At 72.7% G+C, this 26,195-nt stretch carries 19 protein-coding genes; 9 read left to right on the top strand and 10 right to left on the bottom strand.

What is annotated here, in order from left to right; all coding sequences use genetic code 11:
• The first annotated feature begins 28 nt into the window (after positions 1-28).
• Entirely contained in the window at positions 29-3,049 is a 3,021-nt protein-coding gene (gene fxsT / locus ACFYU9_RS28760; protein ID WP_389208451.1) for an FxSxx-COOH system tetratricopeptide repeat protein, read from the top strand.
• A 100-nt stretch (positions 3,050-3,149) separates the two neighbouring features.
• Here the strand turns inward: fxsT and ACFYU9_RS28755 are convergent, their stop codons facing one another.
• The 5 genes from ACFYU9_RS28755 to surE all read right to left on the bottom strand — a co-directional run bounded on the left by ACFYU9_RS28755 (position 3,150) and on the right by surE (position 11,057).
• Entirely contained in the window at positions 3,150-6,953 is a 3,804-nt protein-coding gene (locus ACFYU9_RS28755) for a multifunctional oxoglutarate decarboxylase/oxoglutarate dehydrogenase thiamine pyrophosphate-binding subunit/dihydrolipoyllysine-residue succinyltransferase subunit (RefSeq protein WP_389346577.1), read from the bottom strand.
• A gap of 291 nt (positions 6,954-7,244) precedes the next feature.
• Positions 7,245-8,297: an ATP-binding protein gene (locus ACFYU9_RS28750; RefSeq protein ID WP_389209197.1), complete on the bottom strand. Its 1,053-nt coding sequence runs from the start codon at positions 8,295-8,297 to the stop codon at positions 7,245-7,247.
• Between the two features lie 89 nt (positions 8,298-8,386).
• Positions 8,387-9,121, bottom strand: a complete 735-nt coding sequence (locus tag ACFYU9_RS28745) for a response regulator transcription factor (protein ID WP_389208455.1) — start codon at positions 9,119-9,121, stop codon at positions 8,387-8,389.
• A gap of 60 nt (positions 9,122-9,181) precedes the next feature.
• On the bottom strand, positions 9,182-9,883 hold the full coding sequence (locus tag ACFYU9_RS28740; protein ID WP_389208457.1) for a spermidine synthase: 702 nt from the start codon (positions 9,881-9,883) through the stop codon (positions 9,182-9,184).
• A gap of 88 nt (positions 9,884-9,971) precedes the next feature.
• Positions 9,972-11,057: a 5'/3'-nucleotidase SurE gene (surE, locus tag ACFYU9_RS28735; RefSeq protein ID WP_389346575.1), complete on the bottom strand. Its 1,086-nt coding sequence runs from the start codon at positions 11,055-11,057 to the stop codon at positions 9,972-9,974.
• Between the two features lie 216 nt (positions 11,058-11,273).
• Here surE and ACFYU9_RS28730 point away from each other — a divergent pair, with 216 nt between their 5' ends.
• The gene (locus ACFYU9_RS28730; RefSeq protein ID WP_389208461.1) at positions 11,274-11,906 is read left to right on the top strand and encodes a TetR/AcrR family transcriptional regulator; all 633 of its coding nucleotides are present in this window, start codon (positions 11,274-11,276) and stop codon (positions 11,904-11,906) included.
• Positions 11,907-11,939: 33 nt separating this feature from the next.
• Here the strand turns inward: ACFYU9_RS28730 and ACFYU9_RS28725 are convergent, their stop codons facing one another.
• On the bottom strand, positions 11,940-12,443 hold the full coding sequence (locus ACFYU9_RS28725; protein WP_389346573.1) for a hypothetical protein: 504 nt from the start codon (positions 12,441-12,443) through the stop codon (positions 11,940-11,942).
• Between the two features lie 221 nt (positions 12,444-12,664).
• On the opposite strand from ACFYU9_RS28725, the gene lon reads away from it, so the two are divergent.
• Positions 12,665-15,076 carry an endopeptidase La gene (lon, locus tag ACFYU9_RS28720; RefSeq protein WP_389346571.1) on the top strand — a complete coding sequence of 804 codons (2,412 nt, stop codon included), beginning with the start codon at positions 12,665-12,667 and terminating at the stop codon, positions 15,074-15,076.
• 355 nt (positions 15,077-15,431) lie between these two features.
• On the opposite strand, the gene ACFYU9_RS28715 is transcribed toward lon, so the two are convergent.
• Positions 15,432-16,304: a lytic polysaccharide monooxygenase gene (locus ACFYU9_RS28715; protein WP_389346569.1), complete on the bottom strand. Its 873-nt coding sequence runs from the start codon at positions 16,302-16,304 to the stop codon at positions 15,432-15,434.
• Positions 16,305-16,627: 323 nt separating this feature from the next.
• Complete coding sequence (locus ACFYU9_RS28710; protein ID WP_389208470.1) at positions 16,628-17,473, bottom strand: lysozyme; 846 nt, start codon at positions 17,471-17,473, stop codon at positions 16,628-16,630.
• A gap of 221 nt (positions 17,474-17,694) precedes the next feature.
• Between ACFYU9_RS28710 and ACFYU9_RS28705 the strand changes: the two genes are divergently transcribed.
• Complete coding sequence (locus ACFYU9_RS28705; protein WP_384422350.1) at positions 17,695-18,180, top strand: MarR family winged helix-turn-helix transcriptional regulator; 486 nt, start codon at positions 17,695-17,697, stop codon at positions 18,178-18,180.
• A gap of 19 nt (positions 18,181-18,199) precedes the next feature.
• Here ACFYU9_RS28705 and ACFYU9_RS28700 read toward each other — a convergent pair whose 3' ends face one another.
• Entirely contained in the window at positions 18,200-18,985 is a 786-nt protein-coding gene (locus tag ACFYU9_RS28700) for a hypothetical protein (RefSeq protein WP_389208472.1), read from the bottom strand.
• 372 nt (positions 18,986-19,357) lie between these two features.
• Here ACFYU9_RS28700 and ACFYU9_RS28695 point away from each other — a divergent pair, with 372 nt between their 5' ends.
• The 5 genes from ACFYU9_RS28695 to ACFYU9_RS28675 are packed head-to-tail and all read left to right on the top strand — an operon-like array spanning position 19,358 to position 25,065.
• Positions 19,358-22,249 (top strand): nitrate- and nitrite sensing domain-containing protein, encoded by a 2,892-nt coding sequence (locus tag ACFYU9_RS28695; protein ID WP_389346566.1) that lies wholly within the window; start codon positions 19,358-19,360, stop codon positions 22,247-22,249.
• Positions 22,246-22,719 carry a roadblock/LC7 domain-containing protein gene (locus tag ACFYU9_RS28690; RefSeq protein WP_389208475.1) on the top strand — a complete coding sequence of 158 codons (474 nt, stop codon included), beginning with the start codon at positions 22,246-22,248 and terminating at the stop codon, positions 22,717-22,719. Before ACFYU9_RS28695 ends, ACFYU9_RS28690 begins: the two co-directional genes overlap by 4 nt.
• Positions 22,716-23,138 carry a DUF742 domain-containing protein gene (locus ACFYU9_RS28685; RefSeq protein WP_389346564.1) on the top strand — a complete coding sequence of 141 codons (423 nt, stop codon included), beginning with the start codon at positions 22,716-22,718 and terminating at the stop codon, positions 23,136-23,138. Before ACFYU9_RS28690 ends, ACFYU9_RS28685 begins: the two co-directional genes overlap by 4 nt.
• Positions 23,119-23,808: an ATP/GTP-binding protein gene (locus tag ACFYU9_RS28680; RefSeq protein WP_389208479.1), complete on the top strand. Its 690-nt coding sequence runs from the start codon at positions 23,119-23,121 to the stop codon at positions 23,806-23,808. Before ACFYU9_RS28685 ends, ACFYU9_RS28680 begins: the two co-directional genes overlap by 20 nt.
• A gap of 21 nt (positions 23,809-23,829) precedes the next feature.
• Positions 23,830-25,065, top strand: coding sequence for a styrene monooxygenase/indole monooxygenase family protein (locus tag ACFYU9_RS28675; protein WP_389208481.1), 1,236 nt, complete (start codon positions 23,830-23,832; stop codon positions 25,063-25,065).
• On the opposite strand, the gene ACFYU9_RS28670 is transcribed toward ACFYU9_RS28675, so the two are convergent.
• On the bottom strand, positions 25,038-26,195 hold the full coding sequence (locus ACFYU9_RS28670; RefSeq protein WP_389346562.1) for an NlpC/P60 family protein: 1,158 nt from the start codon (positions 26,193-26,195) through the stop codon (positions 25,038-25,040). The genes ACFYU9_RS28675 and ACFYU9_RS28670 overlap by 28 nt on opposite strands.

Here is a 26,195-nt window from a genome sequence, read left to right as displayed (position 1 = left end):
CGCGGGAGCGGGACGGGAGACACGACAGATGGCGGAACAGCGGTCGGGCCTTGCGGCGGACCTCGGAGCCAGGAGAGCGCCGGAACACGTCCTCGTGGTCTTCCCCGGCTATCACCGGCCGTGGGCGACCTGGATCAACCAGCGACTCGACGCCCACGGCGTGCGCGCCAGCCTCCAGCGCTGGGACCCACCGCGCGAGGTGGCCCTGGAGGACTCCCTCGGCGACCTGCTGCTCGCCCGCGGCCAGGTGCTGCTCGTCCTGGACGACTGGTTCTTCCAGCTCGGCCCGCGCGCGGCCGGCGAGTGGAACGACGTGCTGCGCGGCTTCGTCGCCGCCCACGCCGAGCGCTTCGCCGCGGTCAACCTCACCAACCGGACCCTGCTCCCGGCCACCGCCGTCCTCGAACCCGTCAGCCTGTGGGGCGTCGGCGAGGAGGAGGCCGAGGCCCGGCTGCTCAGCCGGCTCGGCGTCGACCCGGCACGCGTCACCGGCCGCCGGCTGCCCGCCGGCGCACTCGTCCGCTTCCCGGACACCCCGCCCGACATCTGGGGCGAGATCCCGCGCCGCAACCCGCGCTTCACCGGCCGGGACGACCTGCTCACCACGCTCCAGACCCGGCTCATGGACGCCGAACGCGGCAGCGCCGCCTGCACCCTCCTCGGCATGTCCGGCATCGGCAAGACGCAGATCGCCGCCGAGTACGCCCACCGCTTCAGCTCCGACTACGACGTCGTCTGGTGGGTCAGCTCCGACGACCGCAACGTCCAGCGCGACCGCTTCGGCGAACTCGCCGCCCAGCTCGGCCTCACCACCGGCAACGAGCCCGGCGAACGCATCCGCGCCGTCCGCGAGGCGCTGCGCCGCGGCGACCCGCACTCCCGCTGGCTCGTCGTCTTCGACGGCTGGGACGACACCGACGGCGCGAACATCATGCTGCCCCAGGGCCCCGGCCACGTCCTCGTCACCTCCCGCAACCGCGGCTGGGGCGACTACACCGACATCCTCGACGTCCCCGGCTTCGACCGGGCCGAGTCCACCGCCTACCTGATGCGGCGCGCCCCGCACATCACCGCGTCCGAGGCCGACGAGGTCGCCGCCGAGTTCGGCGACGTGCCGCTGCCGCTCGTCCAGGCCGCCGCCTGGCTCGGCGAGTCCCGCATGGAGGTCCCCGAGTACCTGCGGATGGTCCGCGACGGACGCATCTCCGCCGTGGACGAGCCGTCCGGCGACGGCATCCCCAACGCCTCCCTCACCTCCTGGTCGATACTGATCAACCGGCTCCGACGCTCCCAGCCGCAGGCCATCGACGTGCTCAGCCTGTGCGCCTCCTTCGCCCCCGGCCGCATCCCGCTCGGCATCGTCCGCGCCTACCCGCAGGCCGACCTCCCCGAGGACCTCCGCTGGATGGTCACCGACCTCGCCGCCTGGTCCCGGGCCCTGGACACCCTCGTCAACTACTCCGTGCTCAGCCGCGAGTCCCGCGGACCGGTCACCAGCGGGGACGTGGTGCCCCACCAGGAGTCCGTCCAGATGCACCGGCTCGTCCACGACATCGTGTCCCGGCTCACCGACGGCGAACACCGCGAGGCGCACCGCAAGGCCGTCCGCACCCTGCTCGCCGAGGCCGACCCCGGCAACCCCCTGGACAGCCGCAACTGGCCCCGCTACGCCGAACTCCTGCCGCACCTGGAGCCCTCCGGCGCCCTGGCCAGCCGCAACCCGCGCGTGCAGACCGCCGTGCTCAACTGCCTGCGCTACTGCTTCCGCAGCGGCGAGTTCAGGGCCGGCATCCGGCTCGCGGAACGGATCCGCGAGAACTGGTCCGGCTTCATGGACCCGGTCAGCCCCGAGATGCAGGAACTCACCAGCCAGGAGAGCTACATCCTGCGCCGCTACGGCCGCTTCCGCGACGCCCACCAGCTCGATCTCGCGCTGCGCGCCCGCCTCGACGAGGCCGAGAACCCCGACCCGCTCGCCATCCTCCGCTCGTCCGTCTCCATCGCCAGCGACCTGCGCTACCTCGGGCAGTACCAGGACGCCGAACGGATGCAGCGCGACGTGCTCGCCGAGGCCCAACGACTGCTCGGCGACAACGAGTTCCTCACCCTCGTCGCCGGGAACAACCTCGGCATCGCGCTCCGGCTGCTCGGCCGCTACAAGGAGGCGTACGAGCAGGACATCGCCTGCCTCGCCCGCTCCGAGAACGTCCTCGGCGCCCGGCACTCGCAGACCCTCGTCATCGGCAACAACGTCGCCCAGGACCTGCGCCTGCTCGGCAACTACCGGGAGGCGCTGGCCCGCCAGGAGGCCAGCGTCCGCGTACACGTCAGGATCCTCGGCCCCCAGCACCTGCAGACCCTGTACGCCCGCACCCAGCTGGCCCTGTGCCGGCGCCGCGAGGGCGGCTTCCAGCAGGACCTCGGCGCCACCATGGCCAGCCTCCTCGAACAGCTGGAGCAGGTGCACGGCCGCACCCACTACGTGACCCTCGCCTCCATCAACAACTACGCCAACTACCTGCGCGAACACGGCGACCTCGACCACGCCAGGGAACTCAGCCACGAGGCCGAGGTCGCCTACCGCACCCTCCTCGGCCCCGCCCACCCCGTCGCCACCGGCGTCCTCGCCAACACCGCCCTCGTCCTGCAGGCGTCCGGCGAACGCGCCGACGCCCTCGCCATCCTGGAGGCCGCGCTCGCCGGCCTCACCGCCTCCCTCGGAGCCGACCACCCCTGGGTCCTCGGCTGCGCCCTCAACGCTTCCGCCGCGCGCAACTTCAACGGCCGGGTGGCCGACGCGGCCGAGCTCAGCCGGGACACCCTGCGCCGGGCCCGGCACACCCTCGGCCACGAGCACCCGCTCACCCTGTCCTGCCAGGTGGCGCTCGCCACCGACCTGCGCGGCCTGAGGGAGAACGAGGAGGCGGGCAAGCTGGAGGAGGACGCCCTGCTGACCCTCACCCGGACGCTGGGCGCCCAGCACCCGCACACCCTGTCGGCGCGCCAGCGCAACCGGCCCTACTGGGACTTCGAGGCGAACCTGGGCTGACGGCCCGGACGACCGCGGGACGTCCGCGAAAAGGCCGGAGGCCCGGCACCCCGAGTGGGGTGCCGGGCCTCCGTACGCACAGAGCCTTCCTCACGCCGGATCAGGCGTCGAAGACCTCCGCGACCAGCTGCGCCTGCTCCGCCTGGTGGCGCTTGGCCGAGCCGACCGCCGGGGAGGAGGAGTGCGGCCGGGAGATCCGGCGCAGTCGCTCGCTCGCCGGGATGTCCGCGCCGACCGCCAGGTCCAGGTGGTCGATCAGGTTGAGCGCGATGAACGGCCAGGCACCCTGGTTCGCCGGCTCCTCCTGGGCCCAGATGTACTTCGCGGCGTTCGGGTACTTGGAGATCTCGGCCTGGAGCTCGGCACCCGGCAGCGGGTACAGGCGCTCCAGACGGATGATCGCGGTCTCCGTGTCGCCGCGCTTCTGCCGCTCGGCCTCCAGGTCGTAGTAGACCTTGCCGGCGCAGAAGACGACCTTGCGGACGTCGGCCGCGTTGACCGTCGTGTCGCCGATCACCGGGCGGAAGCCGCCGGTGGTGAACTCCTCCACCTTCGACGCCGCGGCCTTCAGACGCAGCATCGACTTCGGGGTGAAGACGATGAGCGGCTTGTGGTGCGGGTTGTGGACCTGCCAGCGCAGCAGGTGGAAGTAGTTCGACGGCAGCGTCGGCATGGCGACCGTCATGTTGTCCTGCGCGCACATCTGCAGGAAGCGCTCCGGACGGGCGGACGAGTGGTCCGGGCCCTGGCCCTCGTAGCCGTGCGGCAGGAGCAGGGTGACGCCGGAGGTCTGGCCCCACTTCTGCTCGGCCGAGGAGATGAACTCGTCGACGACGGTCTGCGCGCCGTTGACGAAGTCACCGAACTGGGCCTCCCAGATGACCAGAGCGTCCGGGCGCTCCAGCGAGTAGCCGTACTCGAAGCCCATCGCCGCGTACTCGCTGAGCATCGAGTCGTAGACGTTGTAGTGGGCCTGGTCCTCGGCGAGGTACAGCAGCGGGGTGTAGTCCTCGCCGGTCTCCTGGTCGACGAGCACCGCGTGGCGCTGGCCGAAGGTGCCGCGGCGGGAGTCCTGGCCCGACAGGCGGACCGGGGTGCCCTCCATCAGCAGGGAGCCGATGGCGAGGGTCTCGCCGAAGCCCCAGTCGATGGTGCCGTCGTCGATCGAGGCCGCGCGGCGCTGCATCTGCGGCAGCAGACGCGGGTGGACCGTGATCTGCTCCGGGATGTTGACCTGGGACTCGGCGATCCGCTTCACGACCTCCTGGGAGACCGCGGTGGTGACGGCGACCGGGAACTCGGGCCGGGCGTCCGGGACGAGCGTCGGAGCCGGCGCCGCGGTGGCCTCGCGGACCTCCGCGAAGACCTTCTCCAGCTGGCCCTGGAAGTCCTGGAGCGCCTGCTCGGCCTCTTCCAGGGTGATGTCGCCGCGACCGATGAGCGACTCGGTGTAGAGCTTGCGCACCGAACGCTTCTTGTCGATCAGCGTGTACATCTGCGGGTTGGTGAACTGCGGGTTGTCGCCCTCGTTGTGACCGCGGCGGCGGTAGCAGATGAGGTCGATCACGACGTCCTTGTTGAACGTCTGGCGGAACTCGAAGGCGAGCCGCGCCACGCGGACGCACGCCTCCGGGTCGTCGCCGTTCACGTGGAAGATCGGCGCCTCGATCATGCGGGCCACGTCCGTGGCGTACATGGAGGAACGCGAGGCCTCGGGGGCCGCGGTGAAGCCGACCTGGTTGTTGATGACGACGTGGACCGTGCCGCCCGTGCGGTAGCCGCGCAGCTGCGACATGTTGAGCGTCTCGGCCACGACGCCCTGGCCCGCGAAGGCCGCGTCGCCGTGCAGGGCGATCGGCAGGACGGTGAAGTCCGTGCCGCCCTTGTTGATGACGTCCTGCTTGGCGCGGACGACACCCTCGACGACCGGGTCGACGGCCTCCAGGTGGGAGGGGTTGGCGACCAGGGAGACCTTGATCTGCTCGCCGTCGAGACCGGTGAAGGTGCCCTCGGCGCCCAGGTGGTACTTGACGTCGCCGGAGCCGTGCATCGACTTCGGGTCGAGGTTGCCCTCGAACTCGCGGAAGATCTGCGCGTACGACTTGCCGACGATGTTCGCGAGGACGTTCAGACGGCCGCGGTGGGCCATGCCGATGACGACCTCGTCGAGGCGGGACTCCGCCGCGGAGTCGATGACCGCGTCGAGCAGCGGGATGACCGACTCGCCGCCCTCGAGCGAGAAGCGCTTCTGGCCGACGTACTTGGTCTGCAGGAAGGTCTCGAACGCCTCGGCCGAGTTCAGCCGGCGCAGGATGCGCAGCTGCTCCTCGCGCTCCACACGGGCGTGCGGGCGCTCCACGCGGTCCTGGATCCACTTGCGCTGCTTCGGGTCCTGGATGTGCATGAACTCGATGCCGGTGGTGCGGCAGTACGAGTCGCGGAGCACGCCGAGGATGTCGCGGAGCTTCATCATCGACTTGCCGGCGAAGCCGCCGACGGCGAACTCGCGCTCCAGGTCCCACAGGGTGAGGCCGTGCTCGGTGATGTCCAGGTCGGGGTGCTTGCGCTGCTTGTACTCCAGCGGGTCGGTGTCGGCCATGACGTGGCCGCGGACCCGGTAGGAGTGGATCAGCTCGAAGACACGGGCGGCCTTGGTGACGTCGTCGTCGTGCGAGGCGTCGATGTCCTTGAGCCAGCGGACCGGCTCGTAGGGGATGCGCAGCGACTTGAAGACGTCGTCGTAGAAGCCCTCCTCGCCGAGGAGGAAGTTGGCGACGATGCGCAGGAACTCGCCGGAGGCCGCGCCCTGGATGACCCGGTGGTCGTAGGTCGAGGTCAGGGTCATGACCTTGGAGATGCCCAGCTTGTTCAGGGTGTCCTGGGAGGTGCCCTGGAACTCGGCCGGGTAGTCCATCGAGCCGACGCCCATGATGACCGACTGCCCGGGCATCAGACGCGGCACGGAGTGGACGGTGCCGAGGCCACCGGGGTTGGTCAGGGAGACCGTAACGCCGGTGAAGTCCTCCATCGTCAGCTTGCCGACGCGGGCCCGCTTGACGATGTCCTCGTACGCCTGCCAGAACTCGAAGAAGGTGAGCGTCTCGGCCTTCTTGATGCCGGCGACGACGAGCTGGCGGTCGCCGTTCGGCTTCACCAGGTCGATGGCCAGACCGAAGTTGACGTGCTCCGGCTTCACCAGGGTCGGCTTGCCGTCCTTCTCCGCGAAGGAGTGGTTCATCGTCGGCATGGCCTTGATCGCCTGCACCATCGCGTAGCCGATGAGGTGCGTGAAGGAGATCTTCCCGCCCCGGGCGCGCTTCAGGTGGTTGTTGATGACGATCCGGTTGTCGAAGAGCAGCTTCACCGGGACGGCGCGGACGGACGTGGCCGTCGGCATCTCCAGCGAGGCGTTCATGTTCTTCGCGACCGCGGCGGCCGGGCCGCGCAGGGTGATGAACTCGGGGCCGGCGGGGGCCTCGGTGGCCGGGGCGGCGGCCGGCTTCGCGGCGGCGGGCTTGGCCGGAGCGGCCTTCACCGGAGCCGGAGCGGCGGCGGCGGGCTTCGCCGGGGCCGGGGCGGCCGGGGCGGCCGGAGCAGCCGGGGCGGCCGGAGCGGGCACGGCGGCGGCAGGCGCGGCCTGTGCGGGGCCCGCCTGCGGCGCGGCCGGCGCGCTCGGAGTGCTCGGGGTGGTGGCGGCCGGGGCGGCCGGGGTCTCCGGTGCGCCGGGCTTGTAGTCGGCGAAGAAGTCCCACCAGGCACGATCGACCGAATTCGGGTCCTGGAGGTACTGCTGGTAGATCTCGTCGACGAGCCACTCATTGGCACCGAAGGCGGCTGCGGGGCTCACGCCCTGCCCGTCTTGGTCGGCCGGGGAGCTCGGGGTACTGGGGGACTGAGACGACACGGCGGCAACCGCCCTCTTCCGCTTCGCAAGGTGATGGACAGCGGAAATAAAGGCTACGCCTCCCTGGCCTGGAGGTGCAGGCCAGGCACTCCAACGTCGCGCAAGTCACACTTGACGCGGTGTTTCGGTGCCATGAATGGCGGGAAACAACCGTGGTTCCGCCTTGTGAGGGTACGAGAAAGTACAGGCTGCGGCCCTGTTCGGCCGCATCCCTGACCACGTCACGTGCGGTTCTTCCGGATCTCTCCTGAAGAGACACGCAGAACGTGTGCTTCCGGTTCGAACCCTACGTCAATCCCGCGGCGGAAGGCTGCCCGGAAGAGTGAGCCTGATGCGGCACCCGCGTGACGATTCGGCCACACCGATGTGACCGCCGTGCAGATCCACCGCCCAGCGGGCGATCGCGAGCCCCAGACCGGTGCCGCCGTCGCTCCCCGGGCCCTGCTGCGCCGGGACCGTGCCCCGGTTGAAGCGCTCGAAGACCTTGTGCCGCTCCGCCTCCGGAATGCCCGGGCCCTCGTCCTCGACCTCCAGCTCCACGCTGTCCGGGTGCGGACCCCGGCGCGCCCGCACGGTCACGCGGCCGTGCGGCGGCGAGTGCTTCACCGCGTTGTCGATCAGGTTCGCCATCACCTGGTGCAGCCGCTCCGCGTCCGCGTGCGCGGTCAGCTCGGGCGGCGACACGTCCAGGTGCAGGTGCACGTCCGTGCGGCGGTGCAGGCCCGAGGTGGAGGACAGGCCGCGCTGGGACGCGGCCAGGTTCGCCTCGCGCAGGATCCCGGAGAGGTACGGCCACACCTCGAAGCGGCCGCGCCGCAGGGACACGACACCGTTGTCGAGCCGCGACAGGTCCAGCAGCGTCTCCACCAGCCGGCCGAGCCGCTCGGTCTGCTTCAGGGCCGTCCGCATGGTCTCCGGATCGGCCTGCGAGACGCCGTCCACGACGTTCTCCAGGAGCGCGCGCAGCGCCGCGATCGGCGTGCGCAGCTCGTGCGAGACGTTCGCGACCAGCTCCTTGCGGTGCCGGTCCACGGCCTCCAGGTCGTCCGCCATGCGGTTGATCGTGGAGGCCAGGTCGCCCAGCTCGTCGCGGCGGTCCGCGCCGCGCACCCGGCGGCTGAAGTCGCCGCGCGAGATCGAGCCGGCGACGTGGTTCATCTCGTCCAGCGGGGCGGTCAGGGACTGGGCCACGAACTGGGTGATCAGCAGCGTGGCGATCATCGCGAAGATCGTGATGTAGCGGAACTCGGTCGAGGTCCGGATCGCCACGAGCGCGAGGCCCGAGGTCAGCAGCACGGCGCCGACGACCAGGGTGCCCAGCTTGGTCTTGATCGAGATCGCTATCCGGCGCCGGCCGTCACTCCGGCCGCCGGACCCGGCGCCGCCCCGGCCGCCCTGCCGCACGTTCCCCCGGGCCTCCCGCCCCGCCCGGCTCACGGCGCCGGGGTCTCCAGCGCGTATCCGACGCCGTGGACCGTGCGGATCCGCTCGGCCCCGATCTTCCGGCGCAGCGCCTTGATGTGGCTGTCCACGGTCCGGGTGCCGGAGGCGTCCGCCCAGTCCCACACCTCGGCGAGCAGCTGCTCGCGCGAGAGCACGGCCCGCGGGGTGTTCGCCAGGCAGACCAGGAGGTCGAACTCGGTCGGCGTCAGGTGCACGTCCTCCGCGCGGACCCGGACCCGCCGCTGCGCGTGGTCGATCTCCAGCTCGCCGAGGCGCAGGATCCCGCTGCGCGGGGTCGCCGCCGCGAGCGTGGCCCGCTCGACCCGGCGCAGCAGCACGTGCACCCGGGCGGCCAGCTCGCGCATCGAGAACGGCTTCGTCATGTAATCGTCGGCGCCGACGCCGAGGCCCACCAGCATGTCCGTCTCGTCGTCACGCGCGGTGAGCATCAGCACCGGCACCGGCCGCTGGGCCTGCACCCGGCGGCACACCTCCAGGCCGTCGAAGCCCGGCAGCATCACGTCGAGCACCATCAGGTCCGGCTGCCACGCCTCGGCGGCGTCCACGGCCGCCGGGCCGTCGCCCGCCGTCTGCACGAGGAAGCCCTCGGCGCGCAGCCGGGCGGCGATCGCGTCCACGATCGTGGCGTCGTCCTCGACCACGAGCACTCTGCGCTGGGCCCCTGGAGTCGTCGCACCGTTGTTCGTGGTGTGTGTCTGCTCCATTGCCCCGCCTCGCGTCGCCGATGTCGGTGCAGCAGCCTAGAGGTACCTGCGGCGTCAAGGCTACGCAGGCGGGGAGCCGGGCCGGACGGCGAGGTGGACCACGTCGGGGACGCCCCGGGCAACCGTGACCTCTTCGGTCCGTACCCCGCTGAATCCGGCATTCCGCAACGACTCTTCGAAATCGGCGGACGGCCGGGCCGACCAGACGGCGAGGATTCCGCCCGGGTTGAGGCGGGCCGCGCAGGTGGCCAAACCCTCGCCGGAATAAAGGGATTCGTTGTCCTCGGTGACCGTCCAGTCGGGCCCGTTGTCGATGTCCAGGCAGAGGGCGTCGTAGGTGTCGGTCGTGGTGCGCAGGTAGGTCACGAGGTCCGTGTGCAGGATCACGGTGCGCGAATCGGCGAGCGCCGCACCGGAGATGGCCGAGAGTGGACCCTTGCGGTGCCAGTCGATGATCGCGTCCTCACGCTCCGCGACCACGATCCGGCCCCAGCGGTCGTCGGCGGCGGCGTGCGCGAGCGAGAAGCCGACGCCGAGCCCGCCGATCAGGACGGAAGCGCGGGCGCGGGGCGGCCGCAGGGCGTCCATGGCCGCGTCGACGAGGAGGCGCTCGGAGCGGCCGTCGGAGGTGTCCATCAGGAAGGTGCCGTTGGCGATGATCTCGTAGTGCGTGGTGCCGTCTGTGCCGTCTGTGTCCCGCCGTCGCAGGACGACTTCTCCGTGCGGGCCCTCGCGGCGGTCGAGGGTGACGGGGCTGCTCATTGCTCACTCCCTTGCTCGCGTGGACGTACGTGGCCGTACGTGCCTGTCCCGGCCATCCTCGGAGGGTGCGGGCGGCCGGGACAACCGCTTAACGAGCCTCGTTCGTGACGTAGCGCTCGATCGCCCGGAGCGTGTTCCGGGCGCCGATGGGCGTGCCGTAGGTGCGGTCCCAGGTGATCGGGGCGACCGTGACGTGACCCCGGCCGAGCAGCCAGGTCGAGTCGGCGTCCGCGCGGCCCTCGGCGCACTCGCCCTCGCCGGTGCCGTCCACCGGGCACAGCCCGGTCGTGATGTCGAACGCGTCGCCGTCGCCGCGCTGTTCGTACGCGTGGTAGACCACGGCCCCGTCGCCGACCCGGGTCCACACCGGGGCCTTGGCGCGCTGCCCGGCGCTGACGTCCGGGTAGTCGACCTTGAGCGCGAAGGCCGAGGTCAGCAGTCCGCGGGTGCGCAGCCCGGCGACGAGGCGGGCGCCGAACTCGGCGCCCGCGCGGTAGTTCTCGCGCGGGAAGTACGTGTTGCTCTCGTCGCCCGCGGAGGAGAAGGCGAGCGCCGGCACGTCCTGGTCGATCGCGGCGACGGCCGCGCCCACGGTGCCGGAGTCGTTGACGTTCGCCGAGACGTTCGGGCCCGAGTTGATGCCGGTGAGCACCAGGTCGGGGCCGTCCTGCCAGCCAGCCTTCGCTCTCAGTCCGCCGCGCAGCGCGAGCTTGACCGTGTCGGCGGGCGTGGCGCTCGGGGTGTCCTTGCCGCACGGCCCGGCCGACAGGCACACGCCGAACACGGCGCCCCGCGCGGGCGCGTCCGCGCAGTCGCCCTCGTACCCGGAGGGCAGTTCGGCGGCGGTGCGGCGCTGCGCGGTCAGCACGCCGCCGTTGGTGACGGCCGTGCCCTTGCCGGACTGCACCTGCCACGGCGCCATGACGACGACGTCGGCGCCGGCGGCGCACATCGCGCGGCGGAGCTCGTAGAGGCCGAGGCCGTCGGAGTTGCCGGGCTTGGCCGCCTGCATGGAGTCGTCGTTGGAGATCAGGACGCGCAGGCCGGCGAGGGGCCGCGCGGGGGAGGTGGGCGTGGCGGGAGTGGTGGGCGAGCCGGGCGAGGTGGCGTAGGCGGTGGCGCCGAGGCCGGCGAGCAGTGCGGCGGCCGTGGAGAGGGCGAGGTACGTGCGCATGGCGGTGCGTCCCTTCAGGTACCTGACGCAGGGGAGGAAGAGGCGGTCCGGGGCCCGGCCCCCCACGGGCAGGCCCCGGACCGGGCGCGGGACGCGTCAGGGCGACCCGTCCGGCCGAAGGCTAGGGGTGAAAACCGAGTGGGTACTAGGTTTGTGCGATGTGACCTGGGTCACGGAGCGGAGAAGGGGCCGGAAGGGCGCGGTTAGGGTGGGCCCATGCCGGAGAAGAAGGTCACCGCCAGCGGGAAGGCCGCAGGCCGGGGCGGCTACGCGGTCGGCGACGCGCGGCGCAGGAAGATCCTCGACACCGCCGTCGAGCACTTCGGGCAGTGGGGCTTCCACGCCTCCTCGCTCGCCCGGATCGCGCACGACTGCGGCATCACCCAGGGCGGGCTGCTCCACCACTTCCGCAGCAAGGAGGACCTGCTGCTCTCGGTCCTCGCGCAGAGCGAACGGCACGACATGGAGCGGCTCTTCGCGGACGAGCCGGACTCCTACGCCGGCTATCTCGACACCCTCGTCGCCCTGATCGAGGACAACACCCGGCGGCCCGGCATCGTCCGCATGTTCAACGTCCTCGTCGGCGAGTCCGGCAACCTCGGCCACCCCGCCCACGCGTACTTCAAGGAGCGCTACGCGCGCGTGCTGCGCGACACGGTCGCCCTCCTGGAGCGGGCCGTGGAACGCGGCGAACTGCGGGCCGACACCGACTGCCTGGCCGTCGCGCAGGAACAGCTGGCCGTGATGGACGGCCTGCAGATCCAGTGGGCGCTCGACCCGGAGTCGATGGACATGCCGGCCCGGGTGCGCGACTTCCTGCGGCGACGGTACGAGGAGATCCGCGCCTAGAGGGTGTCTTGCCGATCGGGCCCGGTCGGGGCGCTACGGCGCCGTCGGCGGGCCGCCGCCGGGCAGGGCGTCGAAGACCCGCTGGAGCGCGGGCGGGCGCGCGGCGCCGTCCTGGGTGACGACGAGCCGGTGGCCGTACGTGACCTCGTACGTGAACCCGTCCCTGACCGAGTCGCCGGTGGACCGCTCGGGGACCTTGGCATAGGCCGGGTCCTCCAGGGCGGCGCGCAGCTCGGCGGCCTGCGCCGGTGTCAGCCGGCCCGGGACGGGCGGCTTGGTGCCGTGGCGGACGGTGTAGGCGCCGTCGTAATGGACCACCAGCTTGTTGCCGACCCCGGCGAAGCCGCCGCTGACGCCGACCTCGACCAGCACGTCCTGGGGTGCGGGCTCCCGGGTCGCGCCGGTGGCGGCGCCGCTGGTGGCCGGGCTCGCGTCCGGGGGTGCCGCCGGGGCCTGGCCGCAGCCGCTCACGGCGACGGCCGCGGCGAGGACGGCCGCGGCGCCGAACCTGCGCCCGTACCGCTTCACGTACTCCATGGCCCGAGCATGCCCGCTCGTACGGGGTGCGCGCAGCCCGAAACGCGTGTCCGGTGGTTCGCGTCACCGCATCCGCACCTCCTTTGTTCGCGATCCGCAGGCGGGTGATCGCTCAGAGCGAACAAGCGACGGGGAACAATCCTGGGCTCACATGCATTGAGTCGGCATAGCTCAAGTTGCTTGACTGCGAGATTCCGCGAATGACTGCCGAAGGGGAGATCATGGCTTCCGAGTCCATGGCGTCCGCGCCGCTCACTCTGCCTGTGCTGCCGCTCGACGACGAGGTCGTGCTGCCCGGAATGGTCGTGCCGCTGGACCTGTCCGACAACGACGTGCGGGCCGCGGTCGAGGCCGCGCAGGCCGCCGCGCGCGGTGGCACCGGGAAGCCCCGGGTGCTGCTCGTGCCCCGGGTGGACGGGACGTACGCGGGCACCGGTGTGCTCGGCACGGTCGAGCAGGTCGGCCGCCTGTCCGACGGTGATCCCGGTGCGCTGATCCGCGGCCGCGGCCGGGTGCGCATCGGCGCCGGGACGACCGGGCCCGGCGGGGCCCTGTGGGTCGAGGGCACCGCCGTCGACGAGGCGCTGCCGGAGCCGGTGCCCGGCGCGGTGACCGAGCTCGTCAAGGAGTACAAGGCGCTGGCCACCAGCTGGCTGAAGAAGCGCGGCGCCTGGCAGGTCGTCGACCGCGTGCAGCAGATCGACGGCGTGGGCGCGCTCGCCGACAACGCGGGCTACTCGCCGTTCCTGACCGTCGAGCAGAAGCTCGCGCTCCTGGAGACCGCCGACCCGGTCGCCCGCCTGAAGCTCGCCACCGCGCAGCTGCGCGACCACCTCGCCGAGCAGGACGTCGCCGAGACCATCGCCAAGGACGTCCAGGAGGGCGTCGACAAGCAGCAGCGCGAGTTCCTGCTGCGCCGCCAGCTCGAAGCGGTCCGCAAGGAGCTGCGCGAGCTCAACGGCGAGGCCGAGGGCGACGAGTCCGACGACTACCGCGCCCGCGTCGAAGCCGCCGACCTGCCCGAGAAGGTCCGCGAGGCGGCCCTCAAGGAGGTCGAGAAGCTGGAGCGGGCCAGCGACCAGTCCCCGGAGGGCGCCTGGATCCGCACCTGGCTCGACACCGTGCTCGAACTGCCGTGGAACGAGCGGACCGAGGACGCCTACGACATCCAGGGCGCCAAGGCCGTCCTCGACGCCGAGCACGCGGGCCTGGAGGACGTGAAGGAGCGCATCACCGAGTACCTGGCCGTGCGCAAGCGGCGCGCCGAGCGCGGCCTCGGTGTCGTGGGCGGCCGGCGCGGCGGCGCCGTCCTCGCGCTCGTCGGCCCGCCCGGCGTCGGCAAGACCTCGCTCGGCGAGTCCGTCGCGCACGCGATGGGCCGGAAGTTCGTCCGCGTCGCCCTCGGCGGCGTCCGGGACGAGGCCGAGATCCGCGGCCACCGGCGCACGTACGTCGGCGCGCTGCCCGGCCGGATCGTCCGCGCGATCAAGGAGGCCGGGTCGATGAACCCGGTGGTGCTGCTCGACGAGATCGACAAGGTCGGCTCCGACTACCGGGGCGACCCGGCGGCGGCGCTGCTCGAAGTCCTCGACCCGGCGCAGAACCACACCTTCCGCGACCACTACCTGGAGGTCGAACTCGACCTGAGCGACGTCGTCTTCCTCGCGACGGCGAACGTCCTGGAGGCCATCCCGGAGGCCCTGCTCGACCGCATGGAGCTGGTCCGCCTCGACGGCTACACCGAGGACGAGAAGGTCGTCATCGCCCGGGACCACCTGCTGCCCCGGCAGCTGGAGAAGGCCGGCCTGGAGAAGGGCGAGGTCGTCCTGGAGGAGACGGCGCTGCGCAGGCTCGCCGGCGAGTACACCCGGGAGGCGGGCGTCCGCACCCTGGAGCGCTCGATCGCCCGGCTGCTGCGCAAGGTGGCCGCCCAGCACGAACTGGGCCAGCGGGAGCTGCCGTTCACCATCGGCGAGGGCGAGCTGCGCGGCCTGATCGGCCGTCCGCACCACGTGCCCGAGTCCGCCCAGGACCCGGCCGAGCGCCGCACGTCCGTGCCCGGTGTCGCCACCGGCCTGGCGGTGACCGGCGCGGGCGGTGACGTCCTCTTCGTGGAGGCGTCGCTCGCCGACCCGGAGACGGGCGCGGCGGGGCTGACCCTCACCGGTCAGCTCGGCGACGTGATGAAGGAGTCCGCGCAGATCGCGCTCTCCTTCCTCCGCTCGCACGGCGCGGAGCTGGAGCTGCCCGTCACCGGTCTGAAGGACCGCGGCGTGCACATCCACTTCCCGGCGGGCGCGGTCCCGAAGGACGGCCCGAGCGCCGGCATCACGATGACGACGGCCCTGGCCTCGCTCCTGTCGGGCCGGCTGGTCCGCACGGACGTCGCCATGACCGGCGAGGTCTCCCTCACCGGCCGGGTGCTGCCGATCGGCGGCCTGAAGCAGAAGCTCCTCGCCGCCCACCGCGCGGGCATCACGACCGTCGTGATCCCCAAGCGGAACGAGGCCGACCTCGACGACGTCCCCGCCGAGATCCTGGAGAAGCTGGAGGTCCACCCGGTCACGGACGTCCGCCAGGTCCTGGAGATCGCCCTGACCCCGGCGGCGGTGGCGGTGAGCGCGGCGGCGTGACGCGCGCGTAGTACGGCGGTGGGCGCCCTCCGTTGAGGAGGGCGCCCACCGCCGTCCCGGACGCTTCGGCCTCCTGAACCCCGTTCGGGGGAATTTCCGGCTTCCGCGTACCCGGGCCGCGAGTGGACCGTACAGCCCGGAGAGCTACTGGGGTGGCAACTGAACCGGTGGGTTGGGGAGTTGGGCCACGACTCAGGCCAAGCGGCAGGAAGCGTGGGAGTTCTCCGGCGAGCTGCTGAAGGAGCTCCGGGAGGCGACGGGGGCGTCTTTCGTGAGCGCGCTCAAGGCCTGAGAGAAGCGCACGGAGGCGGGGTGTCCCCCGGGGCACCCCGCCTCCGTCATGTCAGGACTCGCGTCAGGACTGGTTGCCGCGGCGGCGGGCCAGCAGCACGCTGCCCGCGCCGAACGCGGCCAGTGCGCCCGCGCCCGCGAGGGCCAGCGGGAGCGGGGAGTCGGGCGCCTCGGCGGTGTCGGCGGAGAGGGCCGGCGGCTGCTCGTCGCCGCCGTGGCCCGCGTGGCTGACCGTGGACAGGGTGGCGCCCGCGGCGATCTTGGCCTCGGTCGGGGCCTGCGCGGTCGTGGCCGCAGCGGCGCCGAAGGTGACGTCCGAGCAGCTGTAGAACGCCTCGGGGCTGTCGTTGCGCTGCCACACCATGTAGACGATGTGGCGGCCGGTGCGGGCCGGGAGGCTGCCGTCGAAGGCGTAGTAGCCGTCGGTGGAGGTGCGGGTGGTGTTGTAGACGGCGACCGGGGTGGCGTCGAGGTCGGACCACTTGAGCGGCTGGGTCGGGTCGAAGCCCGGCTTGGTGATGTACATGGTCATCGTGCCGGAGTGCGGGGCGGTGACCCGGATCTTGAAGCCGAAGGTGCCGGACTTCACGGCGGTGGCCGGCCAGTCGGTGCGGGCCCAGTCGAGCGCGCGGTACTTGTCGCGGTTCGCCGAGCAGAGCTTGCCGTCCGGGATGAGGGTCCGGCTGTTGCCGTCGGCGTTGGCGATGTTGACCTCGTTCCAGTCGTACAGCGGCTGGGTGCCCGAGTCGGCGACGAGGTCCTTGCACACCTGTGACTTGGGGGTCTCCGGCCCCTCCGCGTAACAGGCGGCGATCCGGCTGACCGGGTTGAACACGGCGCCGTGGGCCTGCGCGACGGTGGGCGTGAGGGCGGTGAGCGCCGCCGCCGCGGACGCTGCTGCGGCGACGAGGGCGGGGATGCGGCGGGAGGACGGCATGCGGGGGCTCTCTCTCGTGCGTGGGGGAGTACGGGGCGAGCAACACATGTGCGGCGCACGGCAGTTGCGGTTGCCGGCGCCACCAGAGGGTCGCATTGGTCCATACCAATGGGCAAGAGGGAGGGCGGAAGCTACCTCGGAGTACGGATCGGGAGGCCACGGGCTCCGGTCGAGGCGTGCGGATCGGGCGTGCGGGCCGGGAGCGCGGGCCGGGCCTGCGGGCCGGGCGTGCGGGCCGGGCGTGCGGGCCGGGCGTGCGGGCCGGGAGCGCGAAGAGGCCGGCGGGACCCCCGGCCCGCCGGCCTCTCGTCGTGTGCGTCGCGTCAGCCGTTCGCGAGCGCCTGCACCCGCGAGTAGTCGCCGTTGAAGTGGTTGTGGTCGCCCACCGTCGGGCCCGTGGAGGTGTACTGCCACATCGTGTAGTACGGCCAGCCGGCCGGCAGCGTGCCGACGTCCGAGGCGTAGCGCGCGATCCACAGCGGGTTGGTGGAGGCGAAGCCGCCGTAGTTGCCGGTGCACTGGGTCCACCAGCTCGTCGCCGTGTAGATCACCGCGTCCCGGCCGGTGCGGTACTTGTACTGGTTGAGGAAGTCCCGGATCCAGGCCACCATCCCGGCCTGGGTCTTGCCGTAGCAGGTGTCGCCGTACGGGTTCCACTCGATGTCGAGCGCGCCCGGCAGCGTCCGGCCGTCCTGGGACCAGCCGCCGCCGTTGTTCACGAAGTAGTCCGCCTGCGCGGCGCCGGTCGTCGTGTCGGGCGTCGCGAAGTGGTACGAGCCGCGGATCATGCCGACGTTGTACGAGCCGTTGTACTGCTGGGCGAACGAGGTGTTCTTGTAGTACGTGCCTTCCGTCGCCTTGACGTAGGCCCACTTCACTCCGCTGTTCCACAGCGTCGACCAGGCCACGTTGCCGTTGTGGCTGGAGACGTCGACGCCCTCGGTGGCCGCGAGCAGCGAGTCGGTGTCGGTGTTCTCGCCCTGCCCGTCGTGGGCGATGACGCCCATGCCCATCCAGGCGGTGCCGCGCGCGGGGACCTTCTTGGCGGCGGGGGCGGCGGCCGGGTCCTGGGCGGCGTCGGCCGCGCCGGCGAGGGAGAGGGGGAGGAGGAGGGCCAGGGCCGCGAGGGCGGCGCCGGCGAGGGTCGTTCCCGATCTGTGCACACGCATCGCGTGCCTCCGGAAGGCTCGGTGGGGGGAGCGAGATGACATGTTGTGAACATGTCAGGCGGGGTCGCCGACAACGACGCTACGCACGTAGACCGCCCGGCGGAAGGGGGTCTGGATGCTGCCGATGGTCTACGCCTGCGAAATACTGCAACGAGCTGCGGCGATGGCCGTGGCGCTGGAAGAAACTTTCAGCGAGCGGAAAGCGCGCGAGGGGTGCTGACGTGCACGGAAGCGGTACGGGGAGTGAATCCGGACCCAAGGGCGGGAGTGGTGTGGACCAGGAATTCCTCGCCCTGGAGCGCGAGCTGGCGGTCTTTCTGCGCCGCGCCCGCGCCCAGTCCGGAGAGATGGCCCGCGAGGTCCACCCCGAACTGGAGCCCGCGGCCTACGGACTCTTCGTGCGGCTCGACGAGGCCGGGCCCCAGCGCGCCACCGACCTGGCCGGCTGGTTCGGCGTCGGCAAGGCCACGATGAGCCGCCAGCTGCGCGCCCTGGAGGATCTCGGCCTGGTCGCCCGCGACCCCGACCCCGCCGACGGCCGCGCCTCCCTGGTCCGGCTCACCGAGGAGGGCCAGGGCCGCTTCCGGCACGTCCGGGACGCCCGGCGCGAGCGGTACGTGCGCAAGCTCGCCGACTGGGACCGCGCCGAGGTCGCGGAACTGGCCCGGCTGCTCCACCACTTCAACGTCCGCTCCGCCGAGGGCTGACCCGCTCCCGACCGGGCGCTCACAGCTCCGCGTACACCGCCGTCGCGTCGTCGTGGAGCTTCCACCGCCGGGCGGGACCCCCGGCCCCGGCGTCGGCCGCCTCCAGCGCCCGCACCCGCCCGAGCAGCCCGTGCGGGCCCTCCTTCGCGAGCACGGCGAACAGGTCCGCCCAGTCGCCCGCCCCGAACAGCTCCACCCACCGGGTCGCGCCGTCCGAGAGCGCCGCGAGGGCCCGCACCCGGGACCTCGGGGTGGTGCCGGTCACCGCCCGGGCCGCCACGGACGGGTCGGCGGCGGCCGTGAAGAAGCCGCCCTCGCGGTTGCGCAGCCGGTCGGTGGCCTCCAGGGAGCGCAGCACCTCGTCCGGGACGCGGTCCAGCCGGTCGTCGAGGACCGCCCGGACCGCACCGTCCGGGGAGCACAGGAGCAGGGCCGCGTCGGACAGCACGAGGTGTTCCACCGTCAGCTCGTCCCAGCGGGCCATGGCAACCGTCGCCTGCGGAGTGCGCACGTGAGAAAGGTCACAGGTGTCCCGGTGGGCGTCCGCGGTGCGCCGGATTGCCAGCGACAGAATCTCGGACAGCGTCAGATCGGCGCGCGAAGCGGACAGTTCCGTCAAAGCGCCGCCGAGCCGGGCCGTGAACCAGGGCACTCCGTGCACACAACCGTCATCGCCCTCCGGGGGCGTCACCCCGTCCAGGACGACCACCGTGCCGCCCGCCCCCGAGGCGGGCAGGGCCGTGGCCGACCAGTCCTCGTTGGGGCGTTCGGGACTGCCGGGGAGGGTCGCCGCTTCCGTCCGCATGATCCCCAGTCTGCCCCCGCCCGCGCCCGCTCTGCATCACTCCTTCACAACGCCTCCAAACGGCCGAATCTGGCCTGTACCAAAGGAGCGTGAAGGGTGCGGACGGCCGGAAGGGGGACCTCCGGGAAGCTGCGGGCGGGCATCCTGCCAAAGCCCGCGCGGAAGATCCAACCGGCGGTAAGCCCGGCGCCCCGGCCGTCGCCGGGGAGAGTTGTTCGCCAACTACTGAGTGTTGTTCACTCGTTCGGGTGGCGCAACGGCCGATGCCAGTCCCCCGACCAGAACCGCTGAAATGGTCGGAAGACACACCAGGGGTGGGGGCTCTTACATGTGACCGGTCGTCACCTCTGCTTCATGGGCGGACGATCAAGAATGCGAGCACCGGTGCAGAACAAGCGGCCTCGGAGCAACAACGGCGCGCGGAGCCAGACGACCGGTGACCCGCAGGCCACCGGCCTGCCCGCGCAGCCCCCGATGCCGGTGGCCGCCGAGCCCCCGGCCCCGGCCGGCCGTCCCAAGCGGGTCCGCAACCGGCTCGTCGCCGGTGTCGCCCTGGTCGGCGTCACCGTCCTCGCCGCCGGCGCGCCCGCCGTCCTCGCCGCCTCCGGCGACCTCGACGAGTCCGTCAACCTGGTCGCCCTCGCCGAACTCGACCAGCAGGCCGTCACCCTCGCCCACTCGCTCTCCGACGAGCGCGACGAGGTCGTCGCGTACATCGCCGCCGGCCGCGACGACCAGCAGAGCCGGGGCAGCGGGCAGGGCGGCGACGAGCGCGCGGACAAGAAGCGGATCACCGCCGCCAAGTCCGCCCGCGTCGACCGCCAGATCGACGAGATCCGCGCCGACGCCCCCGCCGACCTGCGCCGCGAGCTCGCCGCGCTGCCCTCCATCCGGCGCACCGCGCTGACCGGCAAGGGCACCGCCCTGGAGGCGCACAAGGCGTACACCGACATCATCGGCAAGCTCCAGGCGCTCTCCGACCAGCTCGCCGAGCGCACCCCGGCCCGCGCCGCCGAGGCCGTCCGGGCCCCCGCCGCCCTCGGCCGGGCCACCGAACAGGCGTCCGCCGAGCGCGGGCTGCTGCTCGCCGCGCTCGCCGTGCCCCGCCCCGAGTCCACCGGCACCACCACTCACTACGACCCGGCCACCGGCACCTACGTCACCGAGCGGGCCGAGGGCGCCGACGAGGCCGACCGCGAGCGCAACGCGCTCACCGCCGCCGCCTCGCAGGCCCGCATCCGCGAGCTCGCCGCCCTCGCCGACTTCGACCAGGCCGCCACCACGCCCGCCCGCGACTCGCTCGCCGCCGGCGTCACCGGCCCCGACGTCAAGAACGCCGAGCGCTACCTGGCCCGGCTCACCGACCGGCCCGAGCTCTCCGAGTCCGAGCTGAACACCGACCCGGCCAAGCTGGAGGCCGCGCTCTCCGCCCGCATCGAGCAGATGCGCGGCGTCGAGTCCGCCCTCGCCACCCAGCGCGCCGAGCGGCTCACCCAGCTCCGCGACGACGACGTCACCGCGCTCGAACTGCGCGTCGCCTTCCTCGGCGGCTGTCTGCTCGTCGCCGTCGGCATCGCCACCTACGCGGCCCGCACGCTCACCCGGCCGCTGGCCGTGCTGCGCATCGGCGCGGCCCGGCTCGCCAGCGCGGCCGAGCCGCAGCACGAGGAGCCCATCCGCTTCACCGGCCGCAACGACGAGTTCGCCCAGGTCGTACGGTCCCTCAACACGCTCCAGGGCAAGCTCGCCGCCCTCGCCGCCCGGGTCGAGCAGCTCGACGGCGAGCGCGCCGACCTGGCCGGCGCCCGCGAGGCCGTCACCGCCGAGCTGGCCGCCCAGCGCGCCGAACTCCAGGGCCAGAACGCGCTGCTCACCGCCGAGCTGGAGCGGCTGCGCGGCACCGTCCAGCACACCTTCGTCAACCTCTCGCTGCGCAGCCTCGGCCTCGTCGAGCGCCAGCTCGGCGTCATCGAGAAGCTGGAGGAGCGCGAGCAGGACCCGGACCGGCTCGCCACCCTCTTCAAGCTCGACCACATGGCGACGGTCATGCGCCGGCACAGCGAGAACCTCCTCGTCCTCGCCGGCCACGAGCACCACCACGGCCACCCCGGCCCGGTCCCGCTCGTCGACGTGCTGCGCGCCGCCGTCAGCGAGATCGAGCGCTACGAGCGGGTCAGCATCCAGTCGCTGCCGCCGCACGCCCAGGTCGCCGGCTTCGCCGCGGACGACCTGAGCCACCTGGTCGCCGAACTCCTGGAGAACGCCACCTCCTTCTCGCCGCCCGACACCCAGGTCCAGCTCTCCGGCTGGCTCCTGGAGTCCGGCGAGGTCATGCTCTCCGTCCAGGACGGCGGCATCGGCATCGCGCCCGACCGCCTCGCCGAGCTGAACCAGCGGCTCGCCGACGCCCGGATCACCGACACGGACGGCGAGGGCCTCGGCATCCGGGTCACCGCGCTGCTCGCGGCCCGGCACGGCGTACGGGTCGAGCTGCGCGAGCAGAAGCAGGGCGGCGTCGCCGCGGTCGTCGTGCTGCCGCTGCCGCTGCTCCCCAGCGCCCCGCCGGCCGCCGTTCCTCCCGCGGTCACGGTCGCCGGCGCCGCCCCGGCCCTCACCCTCCCCGGATCGGTCGCCGAGGCCAACTCCAACACCCTGCCGTCGCGTCACCGCGACCCGCTGGTCGAGGCCGCGGAACGGGCGATCGCCGAGGCGGAGGCGCAGGCGGACGCGGAGCCGGCGGAGCTCGCGGAGCCCGCGCCCGCCGAGTCCCTCGCCGAGACCACGCTGGAGATCCGGCTGCCCCAGCCGCCGCCCGAGCCCGACGCCCACGAGCGCGTGGCGGACGCGGCCGGCGCGGCGGCCCCGGCCCCCGCGCCCGTACCGCAGCCGGAGCCGGCGCCCGAGCCCGTACGAGAGCCCGAGCCGACCCCCGAGCCCGTACGGGAGCCCGAGCCCGAGCCGGAGACCGCACCCGAGCCCGCGTCCGCAGCCGAGCCCGAGCCCGGGCCCCGGCCCGGTCAGTGGGAGCGGGTCACCGACAAGGGACTTCCCAAGCGCACGCCCCGGATAGTGCGCCAGGAGAAGACGACCGCCGCGCCGATACGCCGTGGCGGCGTGGACGCCGAGGCGCTGCGCCGCCGGCTCGGAGGCTTCCAGCGGGGGGCCGCGAACGGCCGCCGCGACGTGGCCGACGAAATCCGGGCCGCACAGACAGCACGTACCGAGGAGAACACGGGGGACACAGTCGAGGAGGCACGCAGTTGACTGCGACCGGAACATTCGGACTGAGCAGCGAGGCCCGCAACCTGCAATGGCTGCTGGGCAACCTGGTCGAGGAGGTGCCCGGCGTCCGCTCCGTCGCCGTGGTGTCCTCCGACGGGCTGCTCCTGCTCTCGTCGGACCCGGACGTCCAGAACGTCGCCGACCGGCCCACCGGGCCGCGCGGCTCCACGGCCGACCTCGCCACCATCGTCTCGGGCATCGGCAGCCTCACCATCGGCGCCGCCCGGCTGATGGACGGCGGCGGGGTCAAGCAGACCATGGTCGCGATGGACGAGGGCAGCGTCTTCGTCATGTCGATCAGCGACGGTTCGCTGCTCGGCGTGCACGCCGAGCCGGACTGCGACATGAGCGTCATCGCGTACCACATGGCGCTCTTCGTGGGCCGCGCCGGACACGTCCTGACGCCCGAACTCCGCAGCGAACTGGCGAGGTCGATGGAGAGCGCCCAGTGACGTCCGCGAGCCATGCCCAGCGGCTGCCGATACGCGGGGAGGGGCGCCGCCCCTCCCGGGTCCGTCCCTACTCGCTCACCGGCGGCCGCACCCGCTTCGGCCACGTGCTCCTCGTGGAGACCTTCGTGGCCGCGCTCGACGTCCTGGAGGCGGCGCCCGAGCGCAAGGTCCTCACCGACGGGGGGCCCGCAGCGCGCGGCCTGATGCCGGAGATGCGGGCCATCGTCGAGATCTGCCGCCGGATGCGGACCGTCGCGGAGATCTCGGCGCTTCTGAAGATGCCGTTGGGTGTCGTCCGGGTGCTGCTCAGCGACCTGGCCGACCAGGGAAAGATCCGTGTGTACGGGACCGGTCACGGCACCGACCGTCCCGACCGCGCGCTCCTCGAAAGGGTGCTGAGTGGACTCCGTCGTCTCTGACGCAACCGACGCGCCGGTGCTCACCGGCATCCCCGCCCAGCCCACCGGGGCCGAGCCCGATACCGGGGCGGCCGCGCCCGATCCGGAGGACGGCGCGCAGGACTGGCAGCTCGACCACAGCCGTGCCCCGATCGCGACCAAGGTCGTCGTCGCGGGCGGCTTCGGCGTCGGCAAGACCACCTTCGTCCGCGCGGTCTCGGAGATCACCCCGCTCCAGACCGAGGCGCTGATGACGCGGGCGAGCGAGGACACCGACGACCTCACCGCCACGCCGGACAAGCTGACCACGACCGTGGCCATGGACTTCGGCCGGATCACGCTCGACGACGACCTGGTCCTGTACGTCTTCGGCACGCCGGGCCAGCAGCGCTTCTGGTTCATGTGGGACGACCTGGTGCGCGGTGCGATCGGCGCGATCGTGCTCGCCGACACCCGCCGGCTGACCGACTGCTTCCCCGCGCTCGACTACTTCGAGAGCTGCGGCCTGCCGTACATCGTGGCCGTCAACCACTTCGAGGGCACCGAGCGCTTCGACGAGGCGGACGTCCGGGAGGCGCTGACCGTACCCGAGCGCGTACCCGTCATGATCATGGACGCGCGCAAGCGGTACAGCGTGGTCGAGACGCTGCTCGCGATGGTCGAGCACGCGCTCGAAGCAACCCCCGAGTAAACCCCAGGAGCCCTCCCCGCCATGCGGAAGATACTCATAGTGGGAGCCGGTCAGTCCGGTCTCCAGCTCGCCCTCGGACTGCAGTCCAAGGGCTACGAAGTCACCCTCATGTCCAACCGGACGGCGGACGAGATCCGCTCCGGGCGGGTCATGTCCACGCAGTGCATGTTCGACACCGCGCTCGGGCACGAGCGCGACCTGGGCATCAACTTCTGGGAGTCCCAGGCCCCGAGGATCGAGGGCCTCGGCGTCTCCGTCGCCGCGCCGGACGGCGCTCGCGCCGTCGACTGGGTGGGGAGGCTCGACGGGTACGCGCAGTCCGTCGACCAGCGCGTGAAGATGGCCGGCTGGCTGGAGACCTTCGCCCAGCGCGGCGGCCAGCTGGTCATCCACGGCGCGGCCGTCGGCGACCTGGACTACTTCGCGCGCGGCTACGACCTGGTGCTCGTCGCGGCCGGCAAGGGCGAGCTGGTGTCGATGTTCGGCCGGGACGCCGACCGCTCCCCGTACGCCGAGCCGCAGCGCGCGCTCGCCGTCGCCTATGTGCACGGGCTCGGCCCGCGCCCCGAGCACCCGGACTTCGACGCCGTGCGCTGCAACCTGGTGCCGGGCGTCGGCGAGCTGTTCGTGATGCCGACCCTCACCACCTCCGGCCGCGCCGACATCCTCTTCTGGGAGGGCGTCCCGGGCGGTCCGGTCGACGCCTTCCAGGGCGTGAAGGACCCCTCCGACCACCTGGCGCTCACGCTGGAGCTGATGGAGAAGTTCACGCCGTGGGAGTACGCGCGCGCCACCAAGGTCGAACTGACCGACGCGGGCGGCACGCTGGCGGGCCGTTACGCCCCGACCGTGCGCAAGCCGATCGGCCGGCTGCCCGGCGGCGGCCTGGTCCTCGGCGTCGCCGACGTCGTCGTTGCCAACGACCCGATCACCGGCCAGGGCTCCAACTCGGCCGCCAAGTGCGCCGCCGCCTACCTCGCCTCGATCGTCGAGCACGGCGACCGCCCGTTCGACGAGGCGTGGATGCAGGCCACCTTCGACCGCTACTGGGACACCGGCCGGCACGTCACCAAGTGGACCAACGCGATGCTCGGCGTCCCGCCGGAGCACGTGCTGAACCTGATCGGCGCGGCCGGGCAGCTCCAGCCGGTCGCCGACCGCTTCGCGAACGGCTTCGACAACCCGGCGGACTTCGAGGACTTCTTCTTCGAGCCGGAGAAGACCGCCGCCTACCTGGCCTCGGTCTCCGGAGCCTGAGCCCGCTCGCCCGAGAACCCCTCGTCCGCGCCGTCCGTTGCTCCCGCCGGGAGCGCGGGCGGCGCGAACGTCTTCAGGGGCGGGCCGTCCGGATCGGGGCGGACCGCGCCGAGGAGCGGGTTGGCGGCGAGCGGGGAGACCTTGATCCGGGCGCCGGGGCGCGGGGCGTGGACGACCAGGCCGTCGCCCAGGTAGAGGGCGATGTGGGTGGCCTCGGGGAAGTAGACGACCAGGTCGCCGGGGCGCAGGGCGCTCAGCGGGACGCGCGGGAGGGTCTGCCACTGCTCCTGGCTGGTGCGCGGCAGGGTGCGGCCGGCCGCCGCCCAGGAGCTCTGGGTGAGGCCCGAGCAGTCGTACGTGTCGGGGCCCTCCGCGCCCCACTCGTACGGCTTGCCGATCTGCCGCACGGCGAAGCGCAGCGCCTCGGCGCCCTCGGCGGAGGGCATGCGGGGGCCGGCGAGGGCGCCGGAGCCGAGGAGCTGGCTCTGGGCGCCGGCGGTCTGGGCGGTCTCCAGGGAGGCGAGCCGGGCGAGCTGGTCGGGCCCGAGCGAGGCGAGCAGTCCCTCGACCTCGCGGAGCTTCGCCCGGACCGCCTCCTGCTGCTTCTTCCGGCCGTCGAGGAGGGCCTTGCGCCGCTCCAGTGCCGCGCGGGAGGCCGTGGCGAGGGCGTCGGCCTTCTTCTCGGCGGCCTGGAGGCGGCCGACGAGGCCGGCGCGCTCGCGGGCCGCGCGGGCCACCAGGTGGCTCTCGTCCAGGGCCCGCTGCGGGTCGGGCGCGAGCAGCAGGCCGAGGTACGGGGAGAGTTCGGAGCGGCCCTGGTACTGCTTGCGGGCGAGGCGGCCGGCCTCGTCGCGGCCCTTTTCCAGGGCCCGGCGGGCGGCGGTGAGCTCGGCGCCGGTGCGCCGGGTGTCGGCCGTCTGCCGCTTGAGGGCCTCGTCGGCGGCGTTGTAGGCCTCGCTGGCCCGCTCGGTCTCCTGGTAGAGGGTGCGCAGCCGGGTGAGCAGGCCGCTGACGGAGCCGGCGGGGTCGGCCGGCGCACCGGGCACGCCCGGTGCGGCGGTGGCCGTCCCGGCCAGCGTGGTCAGGGCCCACAGGCTCGTACAGACCGTGCGCAGCAGTCGTCCCGGCAC

Source organism: Streptomyces sp. NPDC004327, assembly GCF_042873935.1.
GTDB lineage: Bacteria > Actinomycetota > Actinomycetes > Streptomycetales > Streptomycetaceae > Streptomyces.
Note: the sequence above shows the minus strand (reverse complement) of the source record. Positions and strands in the feature narration are given on the sequence as shown.